Origin of the sequence: Fictibacillus sp. b24, assembly GCF_030348825.1 — a bacterium.
GTDB lineage: Bacteria > Bacillota > Bacilli > Bacillales > Fictibacillaceae > Fictibacillus.
Genome location: NZ_JAUCES010000005.1, coordinates 1,849,424 through 1,874,283, shown reverse-complemented (window position 1 = coordinate 1,874,283; position 24,860 = coordinate 1,849,424). Strand labels below are relative to the sequence as shown.

22 protein-coding genes are annotated in these 24,860 nt (G+C 36.8%); 17 read left to right on the top strand and 5 right to left on the bottom strand.

Going from position 1 to position 24,860, the window contains the following annotated elements; all coding sequences use genetic code 11:
* Positions 1 to 67 precede the first annotated feature (67 nt).
* On the bottom strand, positions 68 to 688 hold the full coding sequence (locus tag QUF49_RS09670; protein WP_289495455.1) for a DUF2238 domain-containing protein: 621 nt from the start codon (positions 686 to 688) through the stop codon (positions 68 to 70).
* A gap of 100 nt (positions 689 to 788) precedes the next feature.
* On the opposite strand from QUF49_RS09670, the gene QUF49_RS09665 reads away from it, so the two are divergent.
* The 3 genes from QUF49_RS09665 to QUF49_RS09655 are packed head-to-tail and all read left to right on the top strand — an operon-like array spanning position 789 to position 2,742.
* Positions 789 to 1,664 carry a chemotaxis protein gene (locus tag QUF49_RS09665; protein ID WP_289495454.1) on the top strand — a complete coding sequence of 292 codons (876 nt, stop codon included), beginning with the start codon at positions 789 to 791 and terminating at the stop codon, positions 1,662 to 1,664.
* A gap of 55 nt (positions 1,665 to 1,719) precedes the next feature.
* On the top strand, positions 1,720 to 2,262 hold the full coding sequence (locus tag QUF49_RS09660) for a DUF6944 family repetitive protein (protein WP_289495453.1): 543 nt from the start codon (positions 1,720 to 1,722) through the stop codon (positions 2,260 to 2,262).
* A gap of 15 nt (positions 2,263 to 2,277) precedes the next feature.
* Positions 2,278 to 2,742, top strand: a complete 465-nt coding sequence (locus tag QUF49_RS09655; protein WP_289495452.1) for an aminoacyl-tRNA deacylase — start codon at positions 2,278 to 2,280, stop codon at positions 2,740 to 2,742.
* A 182-nt stretch (positions 2,743 to 2,924) separates the two neighbouring features.
* Here QUF49_RS09655 and QUF49_RS09650 read toward each other — a convergent pair whose 3' ends face one another.
* Together QUF49_RS09650 and QUF49_RS09645 are read right to left on the bottom strand one after the other, a co-directional pair.
* Positions 2,925 to 4,004, bottom strand: a complete 1,080-nt coding sequence (locus tag QUF49_RS09650) for an AbrB family transcriptional regulator (protein WP_289495451.1) — start codon at positions 4,002 to 4,004, stop codon at positions 2,925 to 2,927.
* Between the two features lie 31 nt (positions 4,005 to 4,035).
* Positions 4,036 to 4,674, bottom strand: a complete 639-nt coding sequence (locus QUF49_RS09645; RefSeq protein ID WP_289495450.1) for a YczE/YyaS/YitT family protein — start codon at positions 4,672 to 4,674, stop codon at positions 4,036 to 4,038.
* A gap of 339 nt (positions 4,675 to 5,013) precedes the next feature.
* On the opposite strand from QUF49_RS09645, the gene aac(6') reads away from it, so the two are divergent.
* The 9 genes from aac(6') (at position 5,014) to QUF49_RS09600 (ending at position 14,430) form a co-directional block, all read left to right on the top strand.
* Entirely contained in the window at positions 5,014 to 5,457 is a 444-nt protein-coding gene (gene aac(6'), locus QUF49_RS09640) for an aminoglycoside 6'-N-acetyltransferase (protein WP_289495449.1), read from the top strand.
* 306 nt (positions 5,458 to 5,763) lie between these two features.
* Positions 5,764 to 7,443, top strand: coding sequence for a DUF6044 family protein (locus QUF49_RS09635; protein ID WP_289495448.1), 1,680 nt, complete (start codon positions 5,764 to 5,766; stop codon positions 7,441 to 7,443).
* Between the two features lie 18 nt (positions 7,444 to 7,461).
* The gene (locus tag QUF49_RS09630) at positions 7,462 to 8,499 is read left to right on the top strand and encodes a glycosyltransferase family 2 protein (RefSeq protein WP_289495447.1); all 1,038 of its coding nucleotides are present in this window, start codon (positions 7,462 to 7,464) and stop codon (positions 8,497 to 8,499) included.
* A gap of 19 nt (positions 8,500 to 8,518) precedes the next feature.
* Positions 8,519 to 8,893, top strand: a complete 375-nt coding sequence (locus QUF49_RS09625) for a GtrA family protein (protein WP_289495446.1) — start codon at positions 8,519 to 8,521, stop codon at positions 8,891 to 8,893.
* Positions 8,894 to 8,900: 7 nt separating this feature from the next.
* Positions 8,901 to 9,476, top strand: a complete 576-nt coding sequence (locus tag QUF49_RS09620; protein WP_289495445.1) for a hypothetical protein — start codon at positions 8,901 to 8,903, stop codon at positions 9,474 to 9,476.
* A gap of 166 nt (positions 9,477 to 9,642) precedes the next feature.
* Entirely contained in the window at positions 9,643 to 11,241 is a 1,599-nt protein-coding gene (locus tag QUF49_RS09615; protein ID WP_289495444.1) for a phosphodiester glycosidase family protein, read from the top strand.
* 28 nt (positions 11,242 to 11,269) lie between these two features.
* Positions 11,270 to 12,217: a DUF6454 family protein gene (locus QUF49_RS09610; protein ID WP_289495443.1), complete on the top strand. Its 948-nt coding sequence runs from the start codon at positions 11,270 to 11,272 to the stop codon at positions 12,215 to 12,217.
* Between the two features lie 155 nt (positions 12,218 to 12,372).
* Positions 12,373 to 13,137: a MerR family transcriptional regulator gene (locus QUF49_RS09605; RefSeq protein ID WP_289495442.1), complete on the top strand. Its 765-nt coding sequence runs from the start codon at positions 12,373 to 12,375 to the stop codon at positions 13,135 to 13,137.
* 117 nt (positions 13,138 to 13,254) lie between these two features.
* Positions 13,255 to 14,430 (top strand): alanyl-tRNA editing protein, encoded by a 1,176-nt coding sequence (locus QUF49_RS09600; RefSeq protein ID WP_289495441.1) that lies wholly within the window; start codon positions 13,255 to 13,257, stop codon positions 14,428 to 14,430.
* Between the two features lie 56 nt (positions 14,431 to 14,486).
* On the opposite strand, the gene QUF49_RS09595 is transcribed toward QUF49_RS09600, so the two are convergent.
* Together QUF49_RS09595 and QUF49_RS09590 are read right to left on the bottom strand one after the other, a co-directional pair.
* Positions 14,487 to 15,887 (bottom strand): hypothetical protein, encoded by a 1,401-nt coding sequence (locus QUF49_RS09595; protein ID WP_289495440.1) that lies wholly within the window; start codon positions 15,885 to 15,887, stop codon positions 14,487 to 14,489.
* An 87-nt stretch (positions 15,888 to 15,974) separates the two neighbouring features.
* Entirely contained in the window at positions 15,975 to 16,994 is a 1,020-nt protein-coding gene (locus QUF49_RS09590) for an acyltransferase (protein ID WP_289495439.1), read from the bottom strand.
* Between the two features lie 469 nt (positions 16,995 to 17,463).
* Here QUF49_RS09590 and QUF49_RS09585 point away from each other — a divergent pair, with 469 nt between their 5' ends.
* From QUF49_RS09585 to QUF49_RS09565, 5 genes are all read left to right on the top strand, one after another.
* The gene (locus QUF49_RS09585; protein ID WP_289495438.1) at positions 17,464 to 20,802 is read left to right on the top strand and encodes a hypothetical protein; all 3,339 of its coding nucleotides are present in this window, start codon (positions 17,464 to 17,466) and stop codon (positions 20,800 to 20,802) included.
* Positions 20,803 to 20,862: 60 nt separating this feature from the next.
* Positions 20,863 to 22,080, top strand: coding sequence for an MFS transporter (locus QUF49_RS09580; protein ID WP_289497622.1), 1,218 nt, complete (start codon positions 20,863 to 20,865; stop codon positions 22,078 to 22,080).
* A gap of 234 nt (positions 22,081 to 22,314) precedes the next feature.
* Positions 22,315 to 23,133, top strand: a complete 819-nt coding sequence (gene speD / locus QUF49_RS09575) for an adenosylmethionine decarboxylase (RefSeq protein WP_289495437.1) — start codon at positions 22,315 to 22,317, stop codon at positions 23,131 to 23,133.
* A gap of 161 nt (positions 23,134 to 23,294) precedes the next feature.
* Positions 23,295 to 24,314, top strand: a complete 1,020-nt coding sequence (locus QUF49_RS09570; protein ID WP_289495436.1) for a Bug family tripartite tricarboxylate transporter substrate binding protein — start codon at positions 23,295 to 23,297, stop codon at positions 24,312 to 24,314.
* A gap of 74 nt (positions 24,315 to 24,388) precedes the next feature.
* Positions 24,389 to 24,850, top strand: coding sequence for a tripartite tricarboxylate transporter TctB family protein (locus QUF49_RS09565; RefSeq protein ID WP_289495435.1), 462 nt, complete (start codon positions 24,389 to 24,391; stop codon positions 24,848 to 24,850).
* Positions 24,851 to 24,860 lie beyond the last annotated feature (10 nt).

The window sequence follows — 24,860 nt, the reverse complement described above, 5'->3', positions numbered from 1 at the left end:
AAGTCTAAAATTTATAGAAGAGGGAAATCACTTAAGAAGGGTTTACATTGAAATTATCTAATATAATTCAAGACCATTGTTTTTCTTTAAGGTCTTGAATTAACCGATTATGCCAGGAAGTTAGTAACAATAGGGCAATGAATGAACCGATTAGTGTAAGTGACATATCCCATTGTGCATCCCACATGTCACCTTGTGCACCAACAAAGTCTTTTGTTTCACGTTTAGCTATTTTTCCTGCAAGCCACTCTATGATTTCATAGCAAGCAGACACCGTTAAAGTCATACAAAAAGCGAGAAACTGAACCCATTTTCCAGATGTTAAAGGTGTTTTTAAAATTAAAATTTCACGAAAAACAATGACAACTAATCCTTTCAAAAAATGTCCAAACCGATCGTAATCATTTCTCTTTAAATCATATTGGTTTTGCAGAAAATCAAATAGGGGAACATCGTCATAAGTATAATGTCCACCAATAAAAGTGAGGATGGCCAATAACGCAATAATACAATACGAGAGAGACGTAAGCCTTATTTTATTATATTGAGAAATTACAATAATTAATATTATCACTGATGGGCCAACTTCTAGAATCCAAATGGGATAATGTGATGGTTTAATGATGGACCATATAAAAAATCCACTAACAAGTATAAGAAGGAAAACATGAAACCGATTTATCTTCAATAACAACACCTCGCATTCTGTGTATTAGTATTGATGATTATCCATACACGTATTCTTTCATTATAAGAATCCACTAATATATAAAGGACGTGAAAGAACAATGACAAGAAAAATAGCTGTAGCGATTCTGCATGGGATCGGTGACCAAACGGAGGATTTTTCAGATTTATTTTCTGAAGTTTTAACAAAAAGATTCTCCCAAAACATCAAGCCTTATTTTCCTACACCTGAAAAAGAACTGATTATTCAGCCCATTTATTGGGGAAGTGTGTTCAATGAAAAAGAAAATGTTTTGTGGCAAAAACTTAATCAAGAAACAGAATTGGATTTCAAGAAATTAAGGCAATTTGTCATTCACTTTTTTGGTGACGCAATTGCTTATCAGCCAACGGACCATCACAATCCCAATTACATAAAAGTCCACGAGGTATATGCAAGAGGATTAAAAATTTTAAGTGAAAAAGCTGGTGAGGATGCTCCGTTGTTTGTTGTTGCTCATAGCTTAGGGACAGTTATTACTAGCAATTACTTTTATGATTTGCAATTTATCTCTGATCGGATTCATGAAGATATAAAACAAACTATAAATGAAACACCATTAGAGAAAGGAGATACACTAACCGGATTCTATTCACTAGGCAGCCCGCTTGCTTTATGGAGTCTTCGATATGCTGATTTTGACGTTCCGATACAAGTCCCATCACCTCATTTAAAAAACTATTACCCCGTTCTTGATGGTAAGTGGATTAACATGTATGACAAAGATGATGTATTTGGTTATCCCTTAAAATCGTTAAATGAATCATACAAAAGGGCAGTTGCAGAAGATATTGAAGTGAATAGCGGAGATTTGATCAGCAGCTTCACACCAATTTCCCATAAACATTATTTCAAAACGAATGAAGTGATCAATGAGATAGGTGATACGTTAGCAGAAACCTGGAAACAATTAAATTTGACAACAAAAAGTAAATAACCATCACTCCCGTCCAAGAATACATTAAAGAATCTTAATATATGGACGGTTTTCTATGGATAATCAGCTAAAGCAGCAAGTGGGTACAGTCATACAAGCGATCGGAACCGTTATCTCAGCGATCGCAAACACACCGATATCTTTTTTGAGTGATTCATTTCAAGAGGATCTCGATTTAATAGGGAACACATTGCAAGCTGTGGGGAGTGGACTAGTTGCAGACGGACTGCAGCCCTGCTCTTTAAGCAGGATCGGGAATGAAGTTCAAGCGATCGGCAATACAACCGTTATTGCTGGTATGCTTTTACCATTAGAAGACAAAACATCTCAAATACTGAATATTAAAGGTAACTTACTTCAAGCAGTTGGCGCTGGGATAGAGCTAGGGGATGAGCTTGATGAAGAACCTTCAACAGGAGAAGCTTTATCTGTTATCTCTAATCTGCTGCAAGCTGCAGGAAACTCATTGCAGGCGCTTGGAGGGAAGTATGAACTGGATAACCCAAATGGCGATGATGCCTATAGTCAATCGTTAACAGTAGCTGGCAGTTGGATTCAGGCAGTGGGTGCAGTAATTTCGGCATTACCACAACAATGAAAAGGAGTATTTGTCATGGAAGATGTTCATACATTCATAAAAGAATTCATAAAAAAACATAACTTAGAAGCGTCACATATTGTTCTTTCAGAATCGTGCCATACCGTACAAGATGCCGCTAATGCGATAGGTGCTTACGGTCATGAATTTGTGAAGAATATTTGTATGATGGGTGCTGATAACCATTTGATCGTTGCCATAGTAAAAGGAGAAGATCGAGCAAGTACATCACGCGTTGCAAAAGCGCTGAACATAGAACGACCTCGACTAGCAACTGAAGAGGAAATAATATCCCTTACAGGATTTCCTCTTGGTGGAATTCCATCTTTTGGGTTTAAAGCAACGTTTTTAATTGACCCAAACGTAACAGAGCTTAATCACATTTATACAGGAGGAGGCTCACCTTATTCTTTAGTGAAAATAAATGTTAAAAGGATGATACAAGTTAACGGCGGACAAGTAGTTCGAATTAGAAAATGAGTGTTGTTTTAGGATTAAATTATTTCTAGGCCCTAATCAGACATTTATAGACCTTCAAAAAGAAATATGGTCCTACAAATATTTTTATAGTCCTTCAAAAAAATTTATAGTCCTTCAAATTCATTTAAAGGCTGTTCGACTTTTATGAGCTTTTATCGCCTCTTCTTATTTAGCGTTCCTCCTTACTTCATATGCAACCGCATCACCCATTTTAATAACGGTGGTACAGCAAAAAAGATAAATAATATCCTAAAGAGTTGATAACCTGTGATCATAGAAACATCTGCTCCTAATTCGTGTCCTATAATCCCCATTTGATCGGCTCCTCCAGGGGCGAGACTAAGGAAACTAGTTATGGAAGAAAAATGGTAGAGGTTAATAAGCAGAAAACTAAGAGCCAGTGCAATACTCACTAACAACATTCCACTAATCAGGGCTACTGGAATCATCCTTGCTTTCCTTTTTACCTTTTCCGGTTTTAACAACAACCCAATATATCCTCCTATTAATAATTGAGAAACATCAAGCATAGATCCTGGCAGTGAAGGACCTGTAATTCCGGAAACATTTAATATTGCGATTCCCAAGATCGGACCTAAAAGGTGGGCAGTTGGTAATTTTATTTTCTTTCCAATAAAGGCCATTAAAATGGAGAAAAGGGCATATATGATGATTTGAGGAAAAAAAGAACTTTGTGTACCTTCCATAAAAACATCTGGTACAGATTGAACCCCTTCTTTCGAAAATAATGGGCTAAATATGAGAAACGGTACAGCAAAGATTATAACAATGAGACGCGTTACTTGAAAAAACGTAACTGTTGTTATATCTATACCTTTTGTTTCTTCTGCAAACGTGATGATTTGTGATAAGCCACCAGGGATAGAGCTTGTTAGTGCAGTTGGGAAGTTTATGCTGGTTAATCGTGATATGATAAATGCCATACCAGCACAAATTATTAATAGAAGAATCGTCATGAACGCCATAGATGGAAGCTGTGAAATCATTAGTTGTAAGGTTTGTTTTGTAAAGGTTAATCCTATTGAATAACCAACTATGATTAAACCTGTATTTCTCAACACGATCGGCCAATACAGTTTTGTCCAACTCAATTGGTTTACTAGTAAAACAGCAGTCATGGAGCCTAACAGCCAAGGAATTGGCCAATTCATGATGGTGAAGATCAAACCGCCAATACTTGCCGAAATTAGTGTAAGTATTAGTTGAAAAAGCTTTCTCTTTTCATAACTTTTACATCTCATAATAAAACCTTCTTTTTGTATTCCTAATCGTTTAACTAGCTATCTTCTTTTTTTCCTCTATTGAAAACAATAACTTATTTATCCACTTCTTACATAATAAAAAGGACCTTTGGTAGATCGGACTTTGTATGAACGTGTAGATGAATGTGAAAACAAAGACATGGCCTCCAATAGCAAAGCCAATTACAAGTATGAGGCACTCAACCATTATTCTAACTCGGCTAATAGATAGTCCCGTTTTTTCTGAAATAGAAAGCATAAATCCATCTCTTGGACCAGCTCCAATTTCAGCGGCAGAATACATTCCTCCACCGATCCCCATCAGAATAATGCCAATAAACAAAAGCATAATATCAAAAAATAAATTGCTGGGAGGGGGAATTAAGTTAATAAACAAAAATAGATCAACAAACACTCCGACCAAAAAAGCATTTAAGAAAGTGCCAATGTTTATGTATTTCCTGTTAATTAAAAGTGTAGTTGATATCAATAGTAGACCTACGATAATATTCCACGTTCCAATCGTAAAACCGAACTTCTCAAACAATGAAATGTTAAGAACATCCCATGGACTAATTCCTAAATACTTCACTCCAATGGCCATTGCTATACCATAGCTAAAGATTAATAATCCTACAAAAAAGAAGAGAAGTTTAAGTCCGATCCTCATTTACTTTGCCTCTTTTCCAGAATAAGTCTATGAATATATAAGACTATAAAGCAATCCGTAACAAAAATAAACCAAGATGCAAGCTCTTTTCCAAAAAGATTGTTGCTTATTGGAGTCTAAGGTTGGTAGATTCTTTGGGATTAGCAACATGAGAGACATTAAAAAGCGAAATTTACAAATGTGGCTCACCGACTGCCCCGCGGAAAGCGAGCACCTGGAACGGAGATCAACCACTTCCAATAACAACAAAGTTTACGAACACAGCCTTTGAAAAAGAAGGAACTGTTTATTTTTGGCGAAATGTTAATGTCTAGAATAAAAAGTAAGGGAGTTTAAAGTATGAGATCTTTTGTTGAAGCAGACGAGAAATATCTTGATCAAATAACAAAAATGGGTATGGATTTGTGGCCTGACAATAATTCGGATGAGTTAAAGGAGGAATTCGCACAACTTCTTTCCTCCCATAAAGATAAAGTGCTGTTATGTCTAAATGATGATGAACCGATCGCATTTATTCATGTTTCGCTCAGAATTGACTATGTTGAAGGATCTCGATCTAGTCCTACAGGTTTTGTGGAAGGAATCTATGTAATACCTGAATATAGAAGGAAAGGGATTTCAAATAAACTAATAGCTGAAGGGGAGCGTTGGTTAAAAACTAAAGGATGCAAACAAATTGGTTCAGATATTGAGTTAACCAATGATACAAGCTATCACTTTCATACGAGTGTTGGTTTTATAGAAACAAATCGTTTGATCGCATTTATTAAAGATATAAATTAAGACTTTTTTTAAAACGCTCTTTTCTAACAGATTGTTGCTTTTACATTTTGTCTTCTATGATTGTTGATTGGAGTGTAAGATGCGAGGCGGGCAGGGAGACACTTAAGAGTGAAACGTTACGAATGTGGCTCACCGCCTGCCCCGCGGAAAGCGAGCACCTGAAACGGAAATCAACCACTTTCTAAATTAATAATCATTTAAAGGCACATCATAGTGTCTTTTTTTTATGGATAAAATTAGAGTATACAAAGTTTTTATTATGTGAAACCTGTTAATCGACTCTATTTTAATGATGGGGTGTTATGAGTGTTTCTTAAAAATGTTAATCCTTTTGAACGTAAATGTTTATATTTTTCATTTTTTGTTATCCTTTTATATTTATCTCCCTTACTCATTTTAGGTGAAAATGCACACATTCGTGTCCACGATAATCTTGATTCCAACCTTGCTTGGTACAAGGTACTTAAAGAGAGCGGTTTGCTGTTTGGAAATGTTAATTCAACAATTCCTCAAATTATTAACGGTCTCCCAAGAAACGCATTAGGAACAGAATTTAGCGGTATCGTTTGGCTGCATGCCATTTTCCCCACTATGACCGCTTATTTTATCAGCCAAGCGATCACTCGGATTTTCGCATTTATCGGCATGTATTTATTATTAAAACAACATTATTTGCCTGAGCAAAAGTACACTCTAATCACGATTGGCACAGCACTTGCATTCGCACTTACTCCATTCTGGCCTTCTGGAATGCTTAGTACACTTGGTATGCCCTTAGCATTGTGGGCTTTTCTAAATATCCGTAATGGAGAAAAAGCGTGGAGAAACTATTTGGTTCTCACATTGCTTCCGTTTTACTCAAGCTTTGTGCTCGGTTTTTTCTTCTTATTATTTGCCTTAGGAATCTTTTGGCTTATGGATGTTATCCGAGGAAAAGGGTGGAATTGGCGATTTTTCTTATCCATTGTCTTTATGACTTTCGTTTTTCTCCTCATTGAGTATAGACTTGTCTATTCGTTTATTTTTGATGATGAACCAAATACAAGAGACGAATATTTTCATGCACGATTACCCTTTTGGTGGGTAACGAGACTCACTTTTAAGAATTTTGTGCTCGGACATACTCATGTAATGACCGTTCATGGTTTATTTATACTTCTCGCAACCATTCTTGCATTATTTTTAGTCTTGTTTAAAAAACTATGGAAACAAGAGAAAGTTTTTGTTTTTTTATTTGTTTTTAATTTCGCATTATCTGCTTGGTACGCTTTTTGGTTTTATAAAGGGTGGCTGCCATTGACAGAACGTTTTCACTTTATGGACACGTTTAATTTTGCAAGGTTTCACTTTTTACGTCCACTCGTTATATACATGGGATTTGCTCTCGGTCTGAAGATAATTATGAATCATGGCAAGGTACTAAAAGCCGCCATTCCTTACTTTATCATTGGTCAAATTATCATTCTCTTTTTGTTTAACGATGAAATCATTTATAGAAAAAAGCCGAGCGTAAAAGAATTTTATGCAGAAGACTTGTTTCAGGAGATTGAAGAGTACATAGCAAAACCATTGGCGAGTTACCGTGTTGCTAGTATTGGCATTCATCCTGCAATTGCACAATATAACGGTTTTTATACTCTTGATACGTATAACAATTTCTACCCAATAACATACAAATACGCGTTTCGGGAAATAATGGAGAAAGAGCTCCAAAAAAACAAAAGACTTCGTAGGTATTATGATGAATGGGGAGGACGCTGCTACATATTTACCGATCAGCTCGGTAAGCATTATATGTTTAAAAAGAACTCAACAGAGAGGCTGAACAACCTCCAGCTTAATATTGAGCCTTTTAAAAAGTTAGGCGGAGAATACATATTTTCAGCTCTGCCAATCGATCATGCGGAGGATCTTGGATTGAAGCTAGAAAAGATTTTTGAATCGGATACAGCAGCGTGGAAAATTCATTTATATAAAGCGAGGTAAACAGCCAGGAGGGCACATATGAAACAACCGGTTTTAACGATTGTTGTTCCTTGTTACAACGAGGAGGAAGTATTGCCGGCAACAATTGATTGCTTGCATAAACTTTTGATTACAATGATAGCCGAGGAACAGATCTCAAGTGAAAGTAACTTGTTATTTGTTGATGATGGCAGCAAGGACCTAACATGGTCGATCATCCATAAAGGAAGTTTAACAGACAATCATATCAGAGGATTAAAGCTTTCTCGAAATGTTGGACATCAGAATGCTTTACTAGCTGGTCTTTTTACTGCAAAGGATACATCAGATTGTGTTTTATCCATTGATGCTGACCTTCAAGATGATATTCAAGTAATCCCGACTTTTGTTGATATGTTTAAAAAAGGGCATGACATCGTATATGGTGTGAGGAAAAAAAGAGATTGTGACACATTTTTTAAGCGCAGCAGCGCAGAGTTCTTTTATAAATTAATGAATAAAATGGGTGTTAGCCTTGTTTACAATCATGCAGACTTCCGATTAATGAGTAAACGAGCATTGCAAGAATTAGAAAAATTCGAGGAAGTCAATATGTTTTTACGAGGTATTGTGCCTTTAATCGGATATAAATCAACTTCTGTTTATTATGATCGAAAAGAACGTTTAGCAGGAGAGACAAAATACCCGCTGAAAAAGATGCTCTACTTTGCATTCGATGGTATTACCTCTTTTTCTGTAACCCCAATAAGGTTTGTTCTCATTACAGGTCTTGTTTCTTTCTTTGTCAGCCTTCTATTCGGTGTATATTTTTTCTCCCTAAAATTTATTGGGGACACCGAAACAGGGTGGACATCCCTTATTACATCCATATGGCTGATTGGAGGACTCCAATTAATAGGGATAGGGCTGATAGGTGAATATATAGGAAAAATTTACAAGGAGTCAAAGCGCCGGCCGAAGTATACCGTTGAAATTGATTCAAAAACCTTTACACAGCCGCTTCCATTAAAAAATACACAGAGAGTGAAAGATGAATCTTATAATCTCAACCTTCGAAAACTTCCTGAAACCAACTAACTCCTTTATCCGTTTTTTATTGGTTGGCATTGTTAATACAGGCATAGGTCTTTCCATCATTTTTCTCTTGATGAACGGAATTGGATTAAACTATTGGATCTCTACATTTATCGGCAACACTTGTGGTGCTGTAATAAGTTATATATTAAACCGTAATTTCACATTTAAAAGCAGCACTTCATTGGGAGTAAGTGGCCTACGCTTTGTGGCCATTATTGCAATTTCATATTTTGGTGCTTATGGTTTAAGTCATTTAATATGGTCCGGAATACTTAACGAAACAAGCCTCATACTCGTTACGAATAAAGAAGCTTCCGTATTTTTCGGAGCTTGTTTCTATACCCTAATGAACTATTACGGACAAAAATATTTTGTATTTAATAAAACGAGGTGACCATATAATGAAACGTAAATTTCTTCTGATACTAAGTGCTGCGTACGTCATATTTATGGCTTACCTTTGTTTTTATTATTTTACGAAAGGTGAAACACATAGTTATCAGGTTGCTTTTGGGGCAATATTTTGCGGACTTATTCCGTTATGTTTAATCCTTTTTACGAAAATAAAGTTTAATATGCCGATTATGCTATCCTATTTTGCCTTTTTATTTGCTTCACAATATTTAGGGTCAATTTTAGGATTTTATCATTTAGGCTGGTGGGATACCTTCTTACACCTATTAAGTGGCGCATTATTGGCGTTTGTGGCCATCGCTCTTTATGAACGAATGACACATCAACATACAAGGAATGATATTTCTTATTGGCTCGTATTCTTATTCGTACTTGCCTTTTCCGTTTTTGGAGGGGTTGTGTGGGAAATTTATGAATTCAGCATGGATCAATTTTTTAATATGACCTTACAAGGCGGAGGAAACTTTGATACGATGGTGGATTTACTTGCCGATACGGCAGGAGCAATCGTTATAGCTGCTATTGCAGCAGTTAAGACGAAAAAACGTTTTAAAATGAATTAAAAAAATAGAGATGATTTATACCACATGCTAATGCCGCATGTGGTTTTTTAACGTTTGATACATTCAAATGTTGTTAACCATTCTTTACAAACATGCAAAGCTCCTTTTACTATATCTTAATAACTTTTTAGTAAGGTAAAGAAATCACGTATAAAAGGAGGCATAAATGAAGAACGTAATATTTTCATCACAGAATAAGTTTATTAAGAGAACTTCTCATATCACATTAACAGCATTAATGATGCTTTCTATACCAGCTTTTACAGATGGTCATATATCAAAAATAAATACTGTTGAAGCAGAGACAAAATCACCATTTAAGGAGATTACAAATAAAAAAACTCGCCAAATACAAGAAGGTGCAACCTATTCTCGAATTGTATATGGAAAAGCAAATCAGAACGATGCGTACATGGTAAACGTAGATTTTCTTAATGAAAGAGAAGATGCCATTGAGCTTAAAGAAAAGCTTGCATCTGATGGTTACACTTCATTTATTAAAACCATTAAAGAAAGAGCGCAAGATGACCCAGAACAGAAACCCCTCGGTTATGTTGTAAGAATCGGTTCATATCAAGAAGAGTTGCAAGCTAAAGCTATTCAAGAAGACCTCGTATCAAAGGGTTACAAAGATTCAAAGGTTATTTTTACTGCGGAAGATGGAGAACCGACTACAGGACCGTATGCTGTCAATGTTATAGAGATTGATCCCAAAACCTTTAAAGGAAGTGTATCGCCAGTAATAGCTACTGAACAAATTCCTGGAAAAGAAACACTGACAAGTATGTCAAAAAGGTTAAATGCACTAGGCGGAATCAATGGTGGTTACTTTGTAATGGGCTCGAAAGATGGAACAGAAGGGGATCTTGCAGGCGTTTCAATGATAGATGGCGAGCTTACAAGCGAAGCGGTAAACGGCCGGACAAGCCTAATATTAAACGAGAAAAACCATGGAAGCATATCCACTGTGTCAACTAAGCTTACTATACAATCTTCAGATGGCAGCAATCGAGAAATAGATGGGCTTAACCGAGCACCAGGACTCATTAGAGGATGCGGTGGAATCGGTGATAAAGAATCTGATCAGCCAAAACATGACTTTACTTGTACCGATTCAAGTGAATTGATTCAGTATACATCACAATTCGGTTCAGATACGCCTATAGGTGAAGGTGCTGAAGCCGTAATGAACAGCAAGGGAATAGTCACTGAAATTAGAGAGTCACGTGGAGGCTCAATTCCACTTGGAAGCACTGTACTAGCTGGAACCGGAGAATCAGCCAATTGGATACTTAAAAATTTACAAACTCAAGAAAAAGTGAAAGTAAAGAAGAAGGTAATTGCAGATGATTCCACTCTCCCAATAGGAAAAGGAACTAACATCATTAATGGAGGACCTAGACTTTTAAAGGATGGAAAGATAACCATTCCTTCGACTGCAGAAGGATTCCACCAGCCTGATAACCCAGAGTTCTTTTATCAGTTCGGCCAAAAACGTCATCCTCGCACCGTTGCAGGTATAAAAGCTGACGGTTCTATACTTTTAGTGACAATCGATGGTAGAAAACCAGGAAAAAGTGTTGGAGCAAACTTTAAAGAAAGTGCACAGCTTTTGAAGTCTTTAGGTGCGGTTAACGCCGTGAACCTTGACGGAGGCGGTTCAACAACCATGACTATAAATCAGAAGATGGTAAGCTCACCTTCAGATGCCACTGGTGAACGTCCTGTTGGTGATGCGATTTTACTATTACCTAAAAAACGTTAAAAATAGAAGAACCTGAGGAGGATAAATGATGAAAAAAATGTTTTTCACAGTAGCTGTTGCTGTTTCAATTGTTTCTATTACAACTGCGTTTGCAAATCCAGATGGTCTTCAACAAAAGAAAAACGAAAACCAATCTGCAGAAAGTTTCAAGCAATTGTCCCGTGATACAGCTTGGGAGCAGAAAGAAAAAGTTGATTTGAAGTTTAATACCTATCATCCACAAGGAATGACAAAGATTGGGGATTTATATTACATGTCCTCAGTTGAGATCCTTGAAAAGCCTGTAAAATATGAAGAGCCTCGTGATGGTTACGACCGCACAACAGGAAAAGGAATAGGCCATCTGTTCGTTTTCAATCAACAAGGTGAGCTCTTAAAAGATATTAGACTCGGTGAAGGGGATATGTACCACCCTGGAGGTATTGCATTTGATGGTGAATCAATTTGGGTATCGGTCGCTGAGTACCGACCAAACAGTGAATCCATCATATATAAAGTTGACCCGAAAACGATGAAGCCCCAAGAAATGTTTAGAACCAATGATCATATCGGCGGAATATTGCGTGACGGTGAAAAAGGAAACTTAAAAGCTGTAAGCTGGGGTTCAAGAACATTTTATGAGTTTGATTCAAAAGGAAAGGTATTAAGCAAAGATAGTAATCCCAGTCACTTTATTGATTACCAGGACTGCGAAAGTGCAGGTAAAGACAATATGATTTGCAGCGGCATTACAGAATTGCCTCAGCAAGGAAGTAATAAAGGCAAATATGAATTAGGCGGATTGGCTTTATTAGATATGAAGACAATGGAAATTGAACATGAACTGCCAATCTCTCTTGTTTCATCACAGGGACATAATGTTACACGTAACCCTGTTTATCTTGAAAATACTGATGAAGCAATAAAGTTATATGCTTTTCCCGATGATGACACATCCTCGATGCTTGTTTACGAAACAAAATTGAATACAAAGTAAAAGAAAATTGATTGTATGAAAACACTTTGAGAGCATCAAAGTGTTTTTTTATAATGAATAAACGAAAATAACAAAAAATAAAAAATAATAACGGATACCTATTGACCTTCACGTTGCGTAAAGGTGTAAAGTGAGAATTGTCAGGAGGTGATCACATGGAATATACCATTCAGAAGCTTGGTTTACTAGCGGGAGTCAGCACCAGAACTTTACGGTATTATGATGAGATTGAAATTCTTAAGCCGGCAAGAATCAACTCGTCAGGATATCGTATATATGGCGAGGCTGAAGTGAATAGACTACAGCAAATTTTATTTTACAAAGAACTCGGGCTTCCATTAGATCAAATAAAGGATATCATAACATCACCAGCATTCAATGCAGCTGAAGCACTCCATGAACACCGTGAAAAACTCCTGAGCAAACGACAACAGTTAGACCGTCTAATCTCAAATGTGGATCAGACTATTGCAGCTAACGAAGGGAGAATTACGATGACTGATAAAGAGAAGTTTGAAGGATTTAAAAAGCAAATGATTGAAGAGAACGAACAAAAATATGGTAAAGAGATTCGTGAAAAATACGGAAATAATGCGGTCGATCAATCAAACGAAAAAGTGTTAAACATGACTCAGAGTGAGCACGATGAAGCAACAAAGCTTGCAGAGGAAATTCACACGACACTTGCTGAAGCCTTTAAAACAAGTGATCCTGCAGGAGATTTAGCTCAAAAAGCAGCTGATCTTCATAAACAATGGCTCATGTTATACTGGAACGAATATAGCAAAGAAGCCCACGCAGGCCTTGCACAGATGTATGTGGATGACGAACGGTTCACGGCGTATTATGATAAAGAAAAGCCAGGAACTGCTGAATTTCTAAGAGATGCTATCCACATATATACTGGTATGAAAAATTAATCATTAGCACGACCTATTCAAAGAGGAGATAACCATCAAAGGTTATCTTCTTTTTGTTTTATTCATCATTCATGTTAGTTTAAACTAAGAACAGAGAGTATGAAGGGATGACAAGTTATGACCGAAAAATTATATTATTCTTCACCATATACAGCCGAATGGGAAACAACCATCAAACAAACATATGAAAAGGACGGGCAATTTTTTGCTGTTTTAGAGGATACCGCATTTTATCCGACAGGCGGCGGCCAGCCGAATGATACTGGGACCATCAATGGCATAAATGTCTTAGATGTTTTTACTGAAAAGGATGAAGTAATTCACCAATTGGAAAGGCTGCCTGAAACAACTTCTGTTAATTGTAAGTTAGATTGGCATAGAAGGTTTGACCACATGCAGCATCATAGCGGGCAGCATCTGTTATCAGCTGTTTGTTATTCATTATATGATGAACGAACAATCAGTTTTCATCTAGGGACAGAATATGCAACAATTGATATTGAGATGGATACGCTGAATCAAAAACAAATGGATATGCTCGAAAAAGCAGTTAATGAAGAAATTTATAAAAATAGAAAAGTACATACTTTCTTTGTTACCGATGAAGAGCTTCAAAAATTACCATTATTGAAAATGCCTAAAGTTACAGAGAACATACGAATCGTTGAAATTGAGGGAATTGAGCATAATGCTTGTGGAGGCACACATGTCCGTTCAACTGCTGAAATTGGGATCATTAAACTATTTAAAGCCGAGAAACAAAAAGGTACGGTAAGGTTGTATTTCAAGTGCGGACAACGTGCACTTTCTGATTATAATAAGAGCTTGAAGATACTTAGATTGATATCTGCGAAGTTTAATACCGGCCGAAATGAGGTCTTAAATCGGATTGAGAAGTGGGAAGCTAATCATCTAGATATGGAAGCAGAAATGAAGCGTCTTAAAGAAGAAAACAATAATTATTTAGCAAGAGAACTTCTTACACATGCAAAAACCGATTTCCTTACGTATGTATTTGAAGGAAAATCGTTTGATGAAACAAAAGAACTTGCAATAAAAATAGCAAATGAAAATGATTTACTCATTTTATTTGCTGCAATACCAGATAATCGTATTATTTTAATGCATAACGGAACAATTAAAGTTTCGTGCGGCACGTTTTTTAAAGAAAACCTTAGCGCATTTAACGGAAAAGGCGGCGGAAGCGATAAATCCGCTCAAGCTGGTTTTTCTTCAATAGAAGACATGCATCGTTTTGTGGAGTTTGCTCGGGAGAACCTAACGAAGGATTAAATCAAAAGATATTGTAACAAAAAAGGAGTGAGGCAGTTGGCCACACTCCTCTTATTTTATATCAAGAAAATCGCAACAATCGTTGTAACAACTAAGCCAATGGTAACCGGCTTTAAGTTTCTTCTAGCTAGTTCAAATGGATCGACTCCACAAATAGCCGCAGCAGGAATTAATGCCCAAGGCACCAACGTTCCTCCGCCAACCCAAATGGCTGCAATTTGACCCAACGCTGTCAGAGTAGCGGCACCTGCACCAATTGCTGTTCCAAATATGTTCGCAACCGAACCGGCTAACGAAATCCCCGAAAAACCTGAACCATCTAGACCCGTAATGGCTCCTACAGCTGTTAAAGTTATGGCACCAATCTCCTTGCTTAATGGAACAACAGATGCAAGTGCTACGCCAAGATCGTTCACAATTCCGTGAGATGTTTTTGGAAGAAACTCTCCAATAATTTTAGCAAAACCTGAGTCACCAAGGTAAAAGAAAGCGGCAATTGGAATTACAGGACCAAACACTTTAAACCCAAACTGAAAACCATCAATTAAATAAGAAGTTGTTTTTTCTAGCCCCTTATTCTTATGACTCACCATCGTAATTAAAAGTAGAATAAAGACTGATGTCCCACCAATCAAAGCTGTTGCATCTCCGCCTTGTAAATTGAGAATGGACATGGCTGCGACATCAAGTGCAAACATTAAAGGAATAAACAGAGCAAAGAACCGCTTCTGTCCTTGTGACAACAGACTTAATTCTTGATCAGTTGTTTCCTTTACCGGTTCAGCCGTTACCCCTGTTCTGCTATTTAACTTTCCTGACTTTAAATCTCTTTTTAAAAAGTAAAACGCCGCTATTGTAGTAACTAACCCCATCACAAATACGAGCGGAATACTTGCATCGATGACTTCGCTTACCTGAAGTCCGGCAGCATCAGCCGTTAATTTTGGAGCGGCTTGAATGATGAAATCCCCTGAAAGAGCTATACCGTGACCAAACAAGTTCATGGCCATGGCTACTCCTAGAGCTGGCAGACCAACTCGAATAGCTACTGGAAGAAGTACTGCACCCATAAGAGCGACTGCCGGCGACGGCCAGAAAAACCACGAAATAATCATCATAAGAATCCCTATCGTCCAATAAGCAAGCGCCGGAGTACGAATAAGTTTTGAAAATGGCGAGATCATTACGTCATTAATTCCTGTCGTGGTTAATGTTCTGCTCATGGCAACGATGATAGAGATAACAAGGATCGTAGGAAGAAGCTCTGTTATCGCATATATAAAACTATTAAATATACTGCTGATCGACCCGCTTAATGAACCTGTTGCTGTAAGGGCAATTAAGAAAATACCGACTATACAAATTAAAGTAGTATCACGCCTCTTTACCATGAACCCGATAATTAAACCGATAAACACAACATAAATCCAATGCAGCGCTGTTAGTTCAACGCCCATCTATATTCCTCCCCTGTGAATGGGTGATTAGCCCTTTCGTAATGTAATACAGAATATGATGGGGAAGAAAAGGGGTGAGAGGAACTTTTACTGCTTTATGCTGCGTTTTATTTTTTGAAGAATATCATAAGTGAAATACGAAATTGTAAAGATAAAGAGGGTATAGCACAAATTCCATATGAAGTTCTCAGATAACCGTCCCAAATCCAAAAATTTAATGAATTTATTAAACACATCTAAGAAAAACACATGGATAATGTATATGCCTAAAGCATTGGCTCCTATTTTTGTTATATATAAACCTTTTCCTAACGATTTATAATGAAGGGCAAATAAAAATAAGAAGGCAGTTAAAAGAATCGTTGAGAAAAAGTATTCACCATGGCTACCTGACAAGACTTTATCTAATAGATAACCCTCCATTGCTTGAATAACTACACCGATAAGAGCTAGACCCAGAAATGTCCGTCCACTTATTTTCTTCAAGCCGCTAAATTTACTATTTAATGAAAACATAATGCCAAGTGTTGTATAAAACAAACCAAAAAACATGGCATCACGTGTACTGTTGATCGGAAATTTATTAAACATCGTGTATGCCTGTCCTAAAAGCCCTAGCAAGTTTAAACCAAAGCTAATCAAAAATAGCACAGTTATTTGTTTAAACTTAAAAAATATATAAATGGCGATTGTTGACCAAATTAACGCTGTTAAAAACCAAAGCTGATATCCGCTCGTTCCTTTTCCGTAATAAATAAGATTTAACAGCGTAAATTGTTCAAAGTATGACCTCAGTTTTTCCTGAACAGCTCCTCCCTCTAAAAGAACAAGGAGAACATCATAACTCGTGTAAAATATCAGCCACACTAAATAAAGCTTAACCAGCTTTATAATATAGCTTTTAAAATAATGAAAAGGATCCTCTTCATGTTTTATCTTTTGTGCAAAAAAGTAACCAGATGCCACAAAGAAGAAGGGTACGGCAAACCTAGCGGCATTATCGATAATAAAATAACCAGTAAACCCATCTAGAGGAAAAACGTGTATGACAACTACAGCAAAAATCGCGAAAAATTTTATGTAATCAATGGAATAAATGCGATCCATTTCTGTGCCACCTTTAAAAAATTATCTACTACTAACAGTATGAACATATCTTTGTCATTCCAAAAACCAATGCCTATTTTCCTTGTACTTTTACAACTGTATGGAGTGACACTAAACTGGAATTAATGTAAAATTATTACTGTTATAAAGTGCGTTATTGAAAAGAGGTAACATGAATGTTATCTCTTTTCTTTTTTTACATGGCTGTTTTCTTATTCATTGTTGCTTTTGAAAGTGGTTAATCTCCGTTCCAGCTGCTTCGCTTTCCGCGGGGCAGGCGGTGAGCCACATTCGTACGTTTCACGTATAAGTGTCTCACCTGCCCGCCTGTCCCGCAGGAGTCTTGCACCTTGCACTCCAATTAACTTGTCAAAGAAGCGAATAAACAAAATCATTAAAAACCAACAATCCATTATAAAACAGCCTATTACATACATTCCATAAAGGGAGAATTCTAGGGGGTTATACATTGAACCAATCCAGATTCATGAAAGATCTTAATGAGTTAAAAGATGGAGGTTATATAAAAAAGAAAGATTATTTAAATATCCTTAATGGCTATTACAGGTATAGAGATGACCTACAAAAAAATGAAACAAAAGAAGCAATGATACTGACAGAAGCAGTGAATCCAGGACTTGAACCTATTCCAGAACCAACACTCGAGCACGAACCTATACCTGAAAAACGTATAGCACCAGCGAAACCGAGAGTCGAAATCACTCCTGAACAAAGAAGAGAAAGAAATATCACAACACTCATGGCTGCTGGCGTGATTCTTCTTCTACTTGGAGGGCTAACACTTGCGACAAGCAATTGGGATGTTTTTAGTTCATTAACTAAAACGATACTTGTAGGTGGAATTGCTATTTTATTTGGAGGCTTAGGAGCGCTTTCTGAGAAAGTACTTCAAATACGAAAAACGGCTTTTACTTTCTTTGTTTTGTTTGCATTATTCATTCCCATTACGGTTCTTTCAGCAGGTTATTTTGAATTATTTGGTGAATGGCTGAGTTTTTACGGTGGTGGAAGATATGTTTTAGGGATTCTAACAACGGTAGTCTGTATCCCTATTTATTTTTGGTTCGGCACCTACTTTCAGTCAAAACTATTCAGCTGGTTTACTTTTATTACAAGTGCAATCGGGTATGGGTATCTAATATTGTCGTTCGGTCTGACAAAAGAAGCTTTTTACTTTATCTATGCTTTAGGTAATGTAGGGTTCATTGCTCTATATCACATTAAGAAAGAGAAAAACCAAACTATATTTTTAAAAACATTACCTGTGTTCATACAAGCGAATCTTATTCTATCAACCGTTCTCATTCTTATAATCTTTGAAAGTCAACTTTATCAAAGCTTCAACATCATTTTAACTGCTGTTTTGTATTTAGCGATGCGAATGGTTAACCAAAGAAAAGAATACGAGCTATTATTTATTGGTTTTATCACATATGGTTTATATCAACTCATACAGAATTCTATTTTAATTGAATATCGTTTGTTACTAGTCGTATTGGTCCCGCTTGTTTTGTTGCTTGTTGGTAGATTTTCAGACCAAAAGTTACGGATGTATTATCAACTTGCCAACGGCGCTATATCCATTCTTGCATTCTTATATATCACGGTTGAGGGAGTCTTATTATCTGTTGGAGAAGGTAGTGTATGGCTTCTATTAGGTTATCTCGTTCTAGCTGGAAATTTTACTTATTTGAGCTACAACTCTACATTTTCATTCTTTAAATACTTAGCTCCTTTTTACTTTTTTTGTACCTTTATGGAAGTGTATCATCTGATGGGTAATGGAAATGATGATTATTGGGGTATGGCTATTGGAGTATCTGCCGCTCTATCCTATACGATTGGTCAAATGGTTAAGACTTTAAACAGATCTAGTCTTATGGTTGGCGGGGGAGGAGTACTGTTAAGTTTTCTATTAACCTCACTAACTGAACAATATGGGCAAGCAAGTGTTGTTTCGATTATTTTAACCGTGATTTCTGTGCGTCATTTCTTAATCGGTACTGTGTATGAAAAACGAATCTCAGCCTGGCTGGTTCCTGCTTTTGTATTTTTTTCGACCTTCTTTTTAGGGATGAAGTTTTTACCAGAACCTACATTGTCACTCTCATTTACAACAGGAAGCACGGTGTTATTAGGAATCTATATTTGGCAGAAGAAGCAGAAGGAACTTGCTGCTGCATTTATTACAACCGTTGCCATTACTTCAATTTTGAATTTTTTAGCAGCATCTCTTCTAGGAGATTATACGTGGGTTAAATTGTTATCTTCTATACTTGTTATGATCGTGTTATGGTTTGTCACACAGCATTTCACATTTATTTTGGGATATACAGGCATTCAAATTGGATTGTTCTTTGCATTAAACTATACTGCAGATCTTCTTGGGCTTGAATTAGCAAAAGAAACAACGATTTACGTTTATATCCTGATTGCCTACATTCTATATATAAGTCAGGAAGTATTTCAGCGAATTGATAACAAGAGTGAATACCCTATAAAAGCTGTATCTCATCTAGTTATTTTATTAACGTTTATGTACTGCTTATTGATGACAACAGCAGCCATTCCATATGTCCTTATTGCATTTCTGTACGGTATTTATGTGTTCCGTGCTAAAAAGGAATATGAAATTAGATTTAATTTTTACGCTGGCTTAACACTGGCAGCTATTGGTTTTCATTATGCTATTAGAGAATGGCTATCAAACGAAGGTCCAGTGATCTACAGCATTCTTCTAGTAGGTCTTTACTTCTTATTGAACACAGAATGGAAGAGGCATTTGCAGTTTTATGTTGTTCCTTTTTCACTGATTTTCCTTGGAGAGTATATGACTAGCAGTGTTCTAAATGAGTTAAATCTCCTTTTACATGCTGCAACATTAGTAGGTTTTGTACTTTTTTATCAGTCATTAAAAGGTTACTGGAAATACGCTTCTGTTATTATTCTGGCATACTTGATGATTGATTTAGATGAATGGTTAATGTTAATCGGAAGACCTCAAGACCTTCAATCACTCATCTGGTTTACGGCAGGGATATTCGTTACCTTTGCAGGCATGTATTATTTTAAGAAGATTTTTTGTGAAACTCCATTTGTTCAATTTGACTTTTTCGCAGTATTTGGCGTTATTTATGTCTTAACCGGACTTACACGTTCTGAAAACCTGATTACAACACTCGGCCTAATTTTGCTAGCTGTACTTTTCTATGTGCATGCAAGACGATTCATGGAAATGCAAATCGGAAAAAGAATACTTCAAACCCTTTCAAGTTTGTTTGTACTGTTTGCTTATTATTCGTTCATTGATCAATTTGAAATACCAGCAATAATTCAAACAGAACTTAACGTGTTGCCCTGGATTTCCATAAGTTATGTGATTACAAGAAAAACATGGAAAGTGCCAGAGAGAACAGCTAATTTGATTCAATATTTCTTGCTCGGAATCATCGGCATAATCTTAATGATTGATGCGATGCAAAGCTATCAAATTATGGACGCCATCATACTTGGCACCTTATCGTTTATTAGTATTATTTACGGATTCATCTCCAAACAGAAGAGTTACTTCTTTACAGGATTAATCATTCTACTTTTAAATGTTTTGATCCAAACTCGTCCATATTGGGGAAATATGCCGTGGTGGGTCTACCTATTATTAACAGGGATATTACTAATCGGATTTGCCAGTTTCAATGAATATAAGAAGCAAAAAGGGATAGACTCTCCACCAATTAAGGATATAATTTTAAGTAAATGGAAAAATTGGTTTGGTGAGTGGAAGTAATGGCTCGTCAATAAGGAGGATCTTTCAGTGGAACTACAACAAAACAAATCCAAAATCTCCATGGGTATGCTTTTTCAGAACAGAGTAATAAGAACGATCCTTTTTTCAGTCTTCTTTTTACAGATTGGTATTTGGGTGCGTAATTATTCCATTCTTTTGTACGTTATTGAAAAAACGAACGAAAATCCAATCGCTGTATCATTAATATCAGTCGCAGAATTTGCTCCGATATTTTTGTTTTCTTTTATCGGCGGAACGTTTGCCGACAGATGGAAACCGAAGAAGACAATGATTTGGTGTGATTTATTAAGCGCGGTATCAATCTTTGTCGTATTATTAACGCTTTTATTTGGAAGCTGGAAAGTGATCTTTTTTGCAACGCTTGTTTCATCGATCCTTTCGCAATTCTCTCAGCCATCAGGAATGAAATTATTTAAAATACATGTTCCTGAAGAAATGGTACAGCTCGGGATGTCAATGTATCAAACACTCTTCGCCGTATTTATGATTCTCGGTCCTATTCTGGGTACGTACGTGTACCAGCAATTCGGAATCAACGCAGCGATTGGCATCATGGGAGTGGCTTTTGTACTGTCAGCGGTTATTCTTTTGTTGCTGCCACCGGATGAAGAAGTGGAGAAGAAGGAGGAAAAGCCTTCTATCTGGTTAGAGATGAAAGAAGGTTTCAGTTATGTTCTCACCAGACGATCATTGACTCTGCTTGGTGCCTGTTTTGCCGTAGCAGGATTAGCTTTAGGATTAACACAGCCTCTTACTGTTTTCTTAGTAACGGAACAGCTTGGACTTCCAAAAGAACAGCTGCAATGGCTCATGGCCGCTTTCGGTACCGGAATGATTTTAGGCGGAGGCGTAACGATCGGGATTGCAGGTAAAGTGAAGCCTCAGTTGCTCCTGTCTCTAGGTATGGGGGCAAGTGCAGTCGGATTTATGATCATGGGTGTTTCTGAACAATTCTGGTTAACTCTTTCTGCAGAATTCTTAAGCGGGTTATTCATGCCATGTGTGCATATCGGAATTAATACACTTATTTTGCAAAATACCGAATCAGCTTTTATTGGACGCGTAAATGGAATATTGAATCCATTATTCATGGGGGCTATGGTTTTAACGATGTCCATTAGTGGTTGGTTAAAAGATACGCTTTCACTTGTTGTCATGTTTGAGGCAGCGGCACTGTTGTTTGCACTAGGTATTTTAACAATGCTTCCACTGATGAAACAGAAGGCTGTCCCTGTGGCTAAAATGGAAAAAGCATAAAATTAAGATGACTCTTAAAGGCATATGGCTGCCTTTAAGAGTTTTTTTGTAATCGGTGATATTTGCATCATACGTGAAATGATATACCTTATTACTTACCAACCACTTAAAATTCTCCCTCTTACAAAGACTAATGAGTTCATCGTTTTTTATATGGTGTAAATGGGTAATATAGATATATTTACATCATAAATTCGGATTCATGAACGTCTAATCATAAGGGGAATCAATGATATGTCTATTTCACCAGATCAACGAATTACATTACACGGATTTAATAATCTCACAAAATCACTAAGCTTTAATTTGTATGATGTTTGCTATACGAAAACAAAAGAAGAGAGAGAGGCTTATATTGAATATATCGATGAACAGTATAATGCTGAAAGACTCACAAATATATTACAGACTGTCTCTGATACAATTGGAGCGCATGTCTTAAACGTTGCAAAACAAGATTATGTGCCTCAAGGGGCAAGTGTAACCGTGCTCGTTTCTGAAGGACCGATTGTAGAAGTACCGACTGATACTTTTGATGAAAATACAACAGCTATGCCGGAATCAGTTGTCATGCAGCTTGATAAAAGTCATCTAACGGTACATACATATCCAGAGTTTCATCCAGAAGAGGGAATCAGTACGTTTAGAGCGGACATCGATGTTTCGACTTGTGGAGAGATCTCACCGCTTAAAGCATTAAACCATCTAATCAACTCATTTGATATGGATATCGTAACGATGGATTACAGAGTAAGAGGGTTTACAAGGGATATTAAAGGCCAAAAGCTGTTTATCGATCATGATATAAACTCTATTCAAAATTATCTTTCTGAGGAAATTAAGAATACGTATGCGATGATTGATACGAACATCTATCAAGAAAATATCTTTCATACTAAATGCAGATTAAAAGAATTTGAGTTAAACAATTATTTGTTCGGTTATACAAAAGATGCATTGGATCATGACAGTCAAGAGCATATTACAAGGCTGTTGAAGGCAGAGATGGACGAGATCTTTTATGGAAGAAATATTAACAATTCGCACCGATAACACATACAAACTAACTGACCACTGGATCATTCCAGTGGTCTTTTTTCGTGAACATTATGAACAAAATGCTCTTTATGTTGTTAAACTTCCTTTTCCAGTTATACATGATAGGATAATAAAAAGATTTATGAAAGCGCTATCATTATAAGGGGGATACGAAATTGAAAAAAAGCAAATGGAAAAGTTGGATCGCAGCTGGCGTATTGTTAACATCACTTACCGCATGCAGCACTTCTGGATCAAGCGGTACAAATGAAGGGGCTTCTGATTACCCGAAAAAAGCAATAACAGTTGTTGCTCCATCTGGTGCAGGAGGTGGATGGGACTTAACCGCTCGAGCTTTAACTAAAGTGTTAGGCGAAACAAAGTTAGTCGATCAAACAATGACAGTTGAAAACAAGCCTGGTGGAGGTGGAGCTGTTTATTTAGCAGAATACGCGACACAGCACAAAAAAGACGACTATAAGCTTTATGTGAATTCACCGCCAATCTTGATCAACAATCTAAAAAAAGAAGGCAATAGTCCTTATGGGTACCAAGATACAACACCACTTGCCCAATTAACAAAAGACTTTGGAGCAATCGTTGTTAAGGCAGATTCAAAATATAACAATCTTAAAGATTTAATGGATGCAGTAAAAAAAGATCCTAAATCGGTAACAGCTGCCGGTGGATCTGCTCCAGGCTCTATGGATCATCTTGTAGCTGTGCTGCCTGCATTTAAATCAGACATTGATCCAAAAACCGTGAAATATGTTTCTTACGATGGTGGCGGGGAAGCAATTGCAGCTTTATTAGGCGGCAACGCAGATTATATCGCTACAGACGCATCTGCCGTTGGTGAATACTTAAAAGCAGGAAAAGTAAAAGTTCTTGGCGTTTCCTCAACAGAGAGATTAAAAGGAGATTTAGCAGATATTCCTACATTTAAAGAAGAAGGAATTGACGCAGAATTTACGATCTGGAGAGGTGTTTTCGGACCTAAAGAAATGTCAGACAGTGCTAAATCATATTGGGATAGTACGTTAAAGAAATTAAATGAGAGTAAAGAATGGCAAGCCGAGCTAGAGCGCAATGGCTGGGAATCGGAATTTAAAGACGGGAAAGAATTCGAGACCTTCTTAAAAGATCAGGAAAAACAAGTTGAAGATCTTTTGAAATCATTAGGAATGAATAAATAATTATGGGGATGGAGGAGTAATAGCTACTTCTCCATCTTTTCAAATATCTAGGATTATCAAAGGAGGCTAGTCAAATGCAGACTGGGAGATTTGATCGGTATGCGAGTGTCTTATTTGCATTACTTGGAGCGGCCTTTCTATTTGAAAGCCGCAACATAGCAGATAGTGCCTATGGCAGTGAAGTTGGACCAAATGTTTTTCCTTTTCTTTTAGGACTTATTCTTATTTTACTAAGTGTAAAACTTTTTATAGAATCTTTTAAAAACATTAAGCGGGATCAGAAAGGACAGAGTGGATTACAAATCAAAAGGTTTCTCATCATTTTAATAGCAAGTTTGTTGTACGCAGCATGGATTGAGTACTTGGGGTACATAATCAGTACTTTTGTATTTTTGTTCGTTTCTTTTCAAGCCATGGAAAAAAGCAGCTGGATAAAAAACGGATTTGTCGCTGCTAGTTTTTCCTTATGCGTCTATTATTTGTTTGTAGTGGTGTTAAAAGGCTCTTTGCCTGGTCTGCCAATATGGTTTAGTTAGGAGGAAGAAT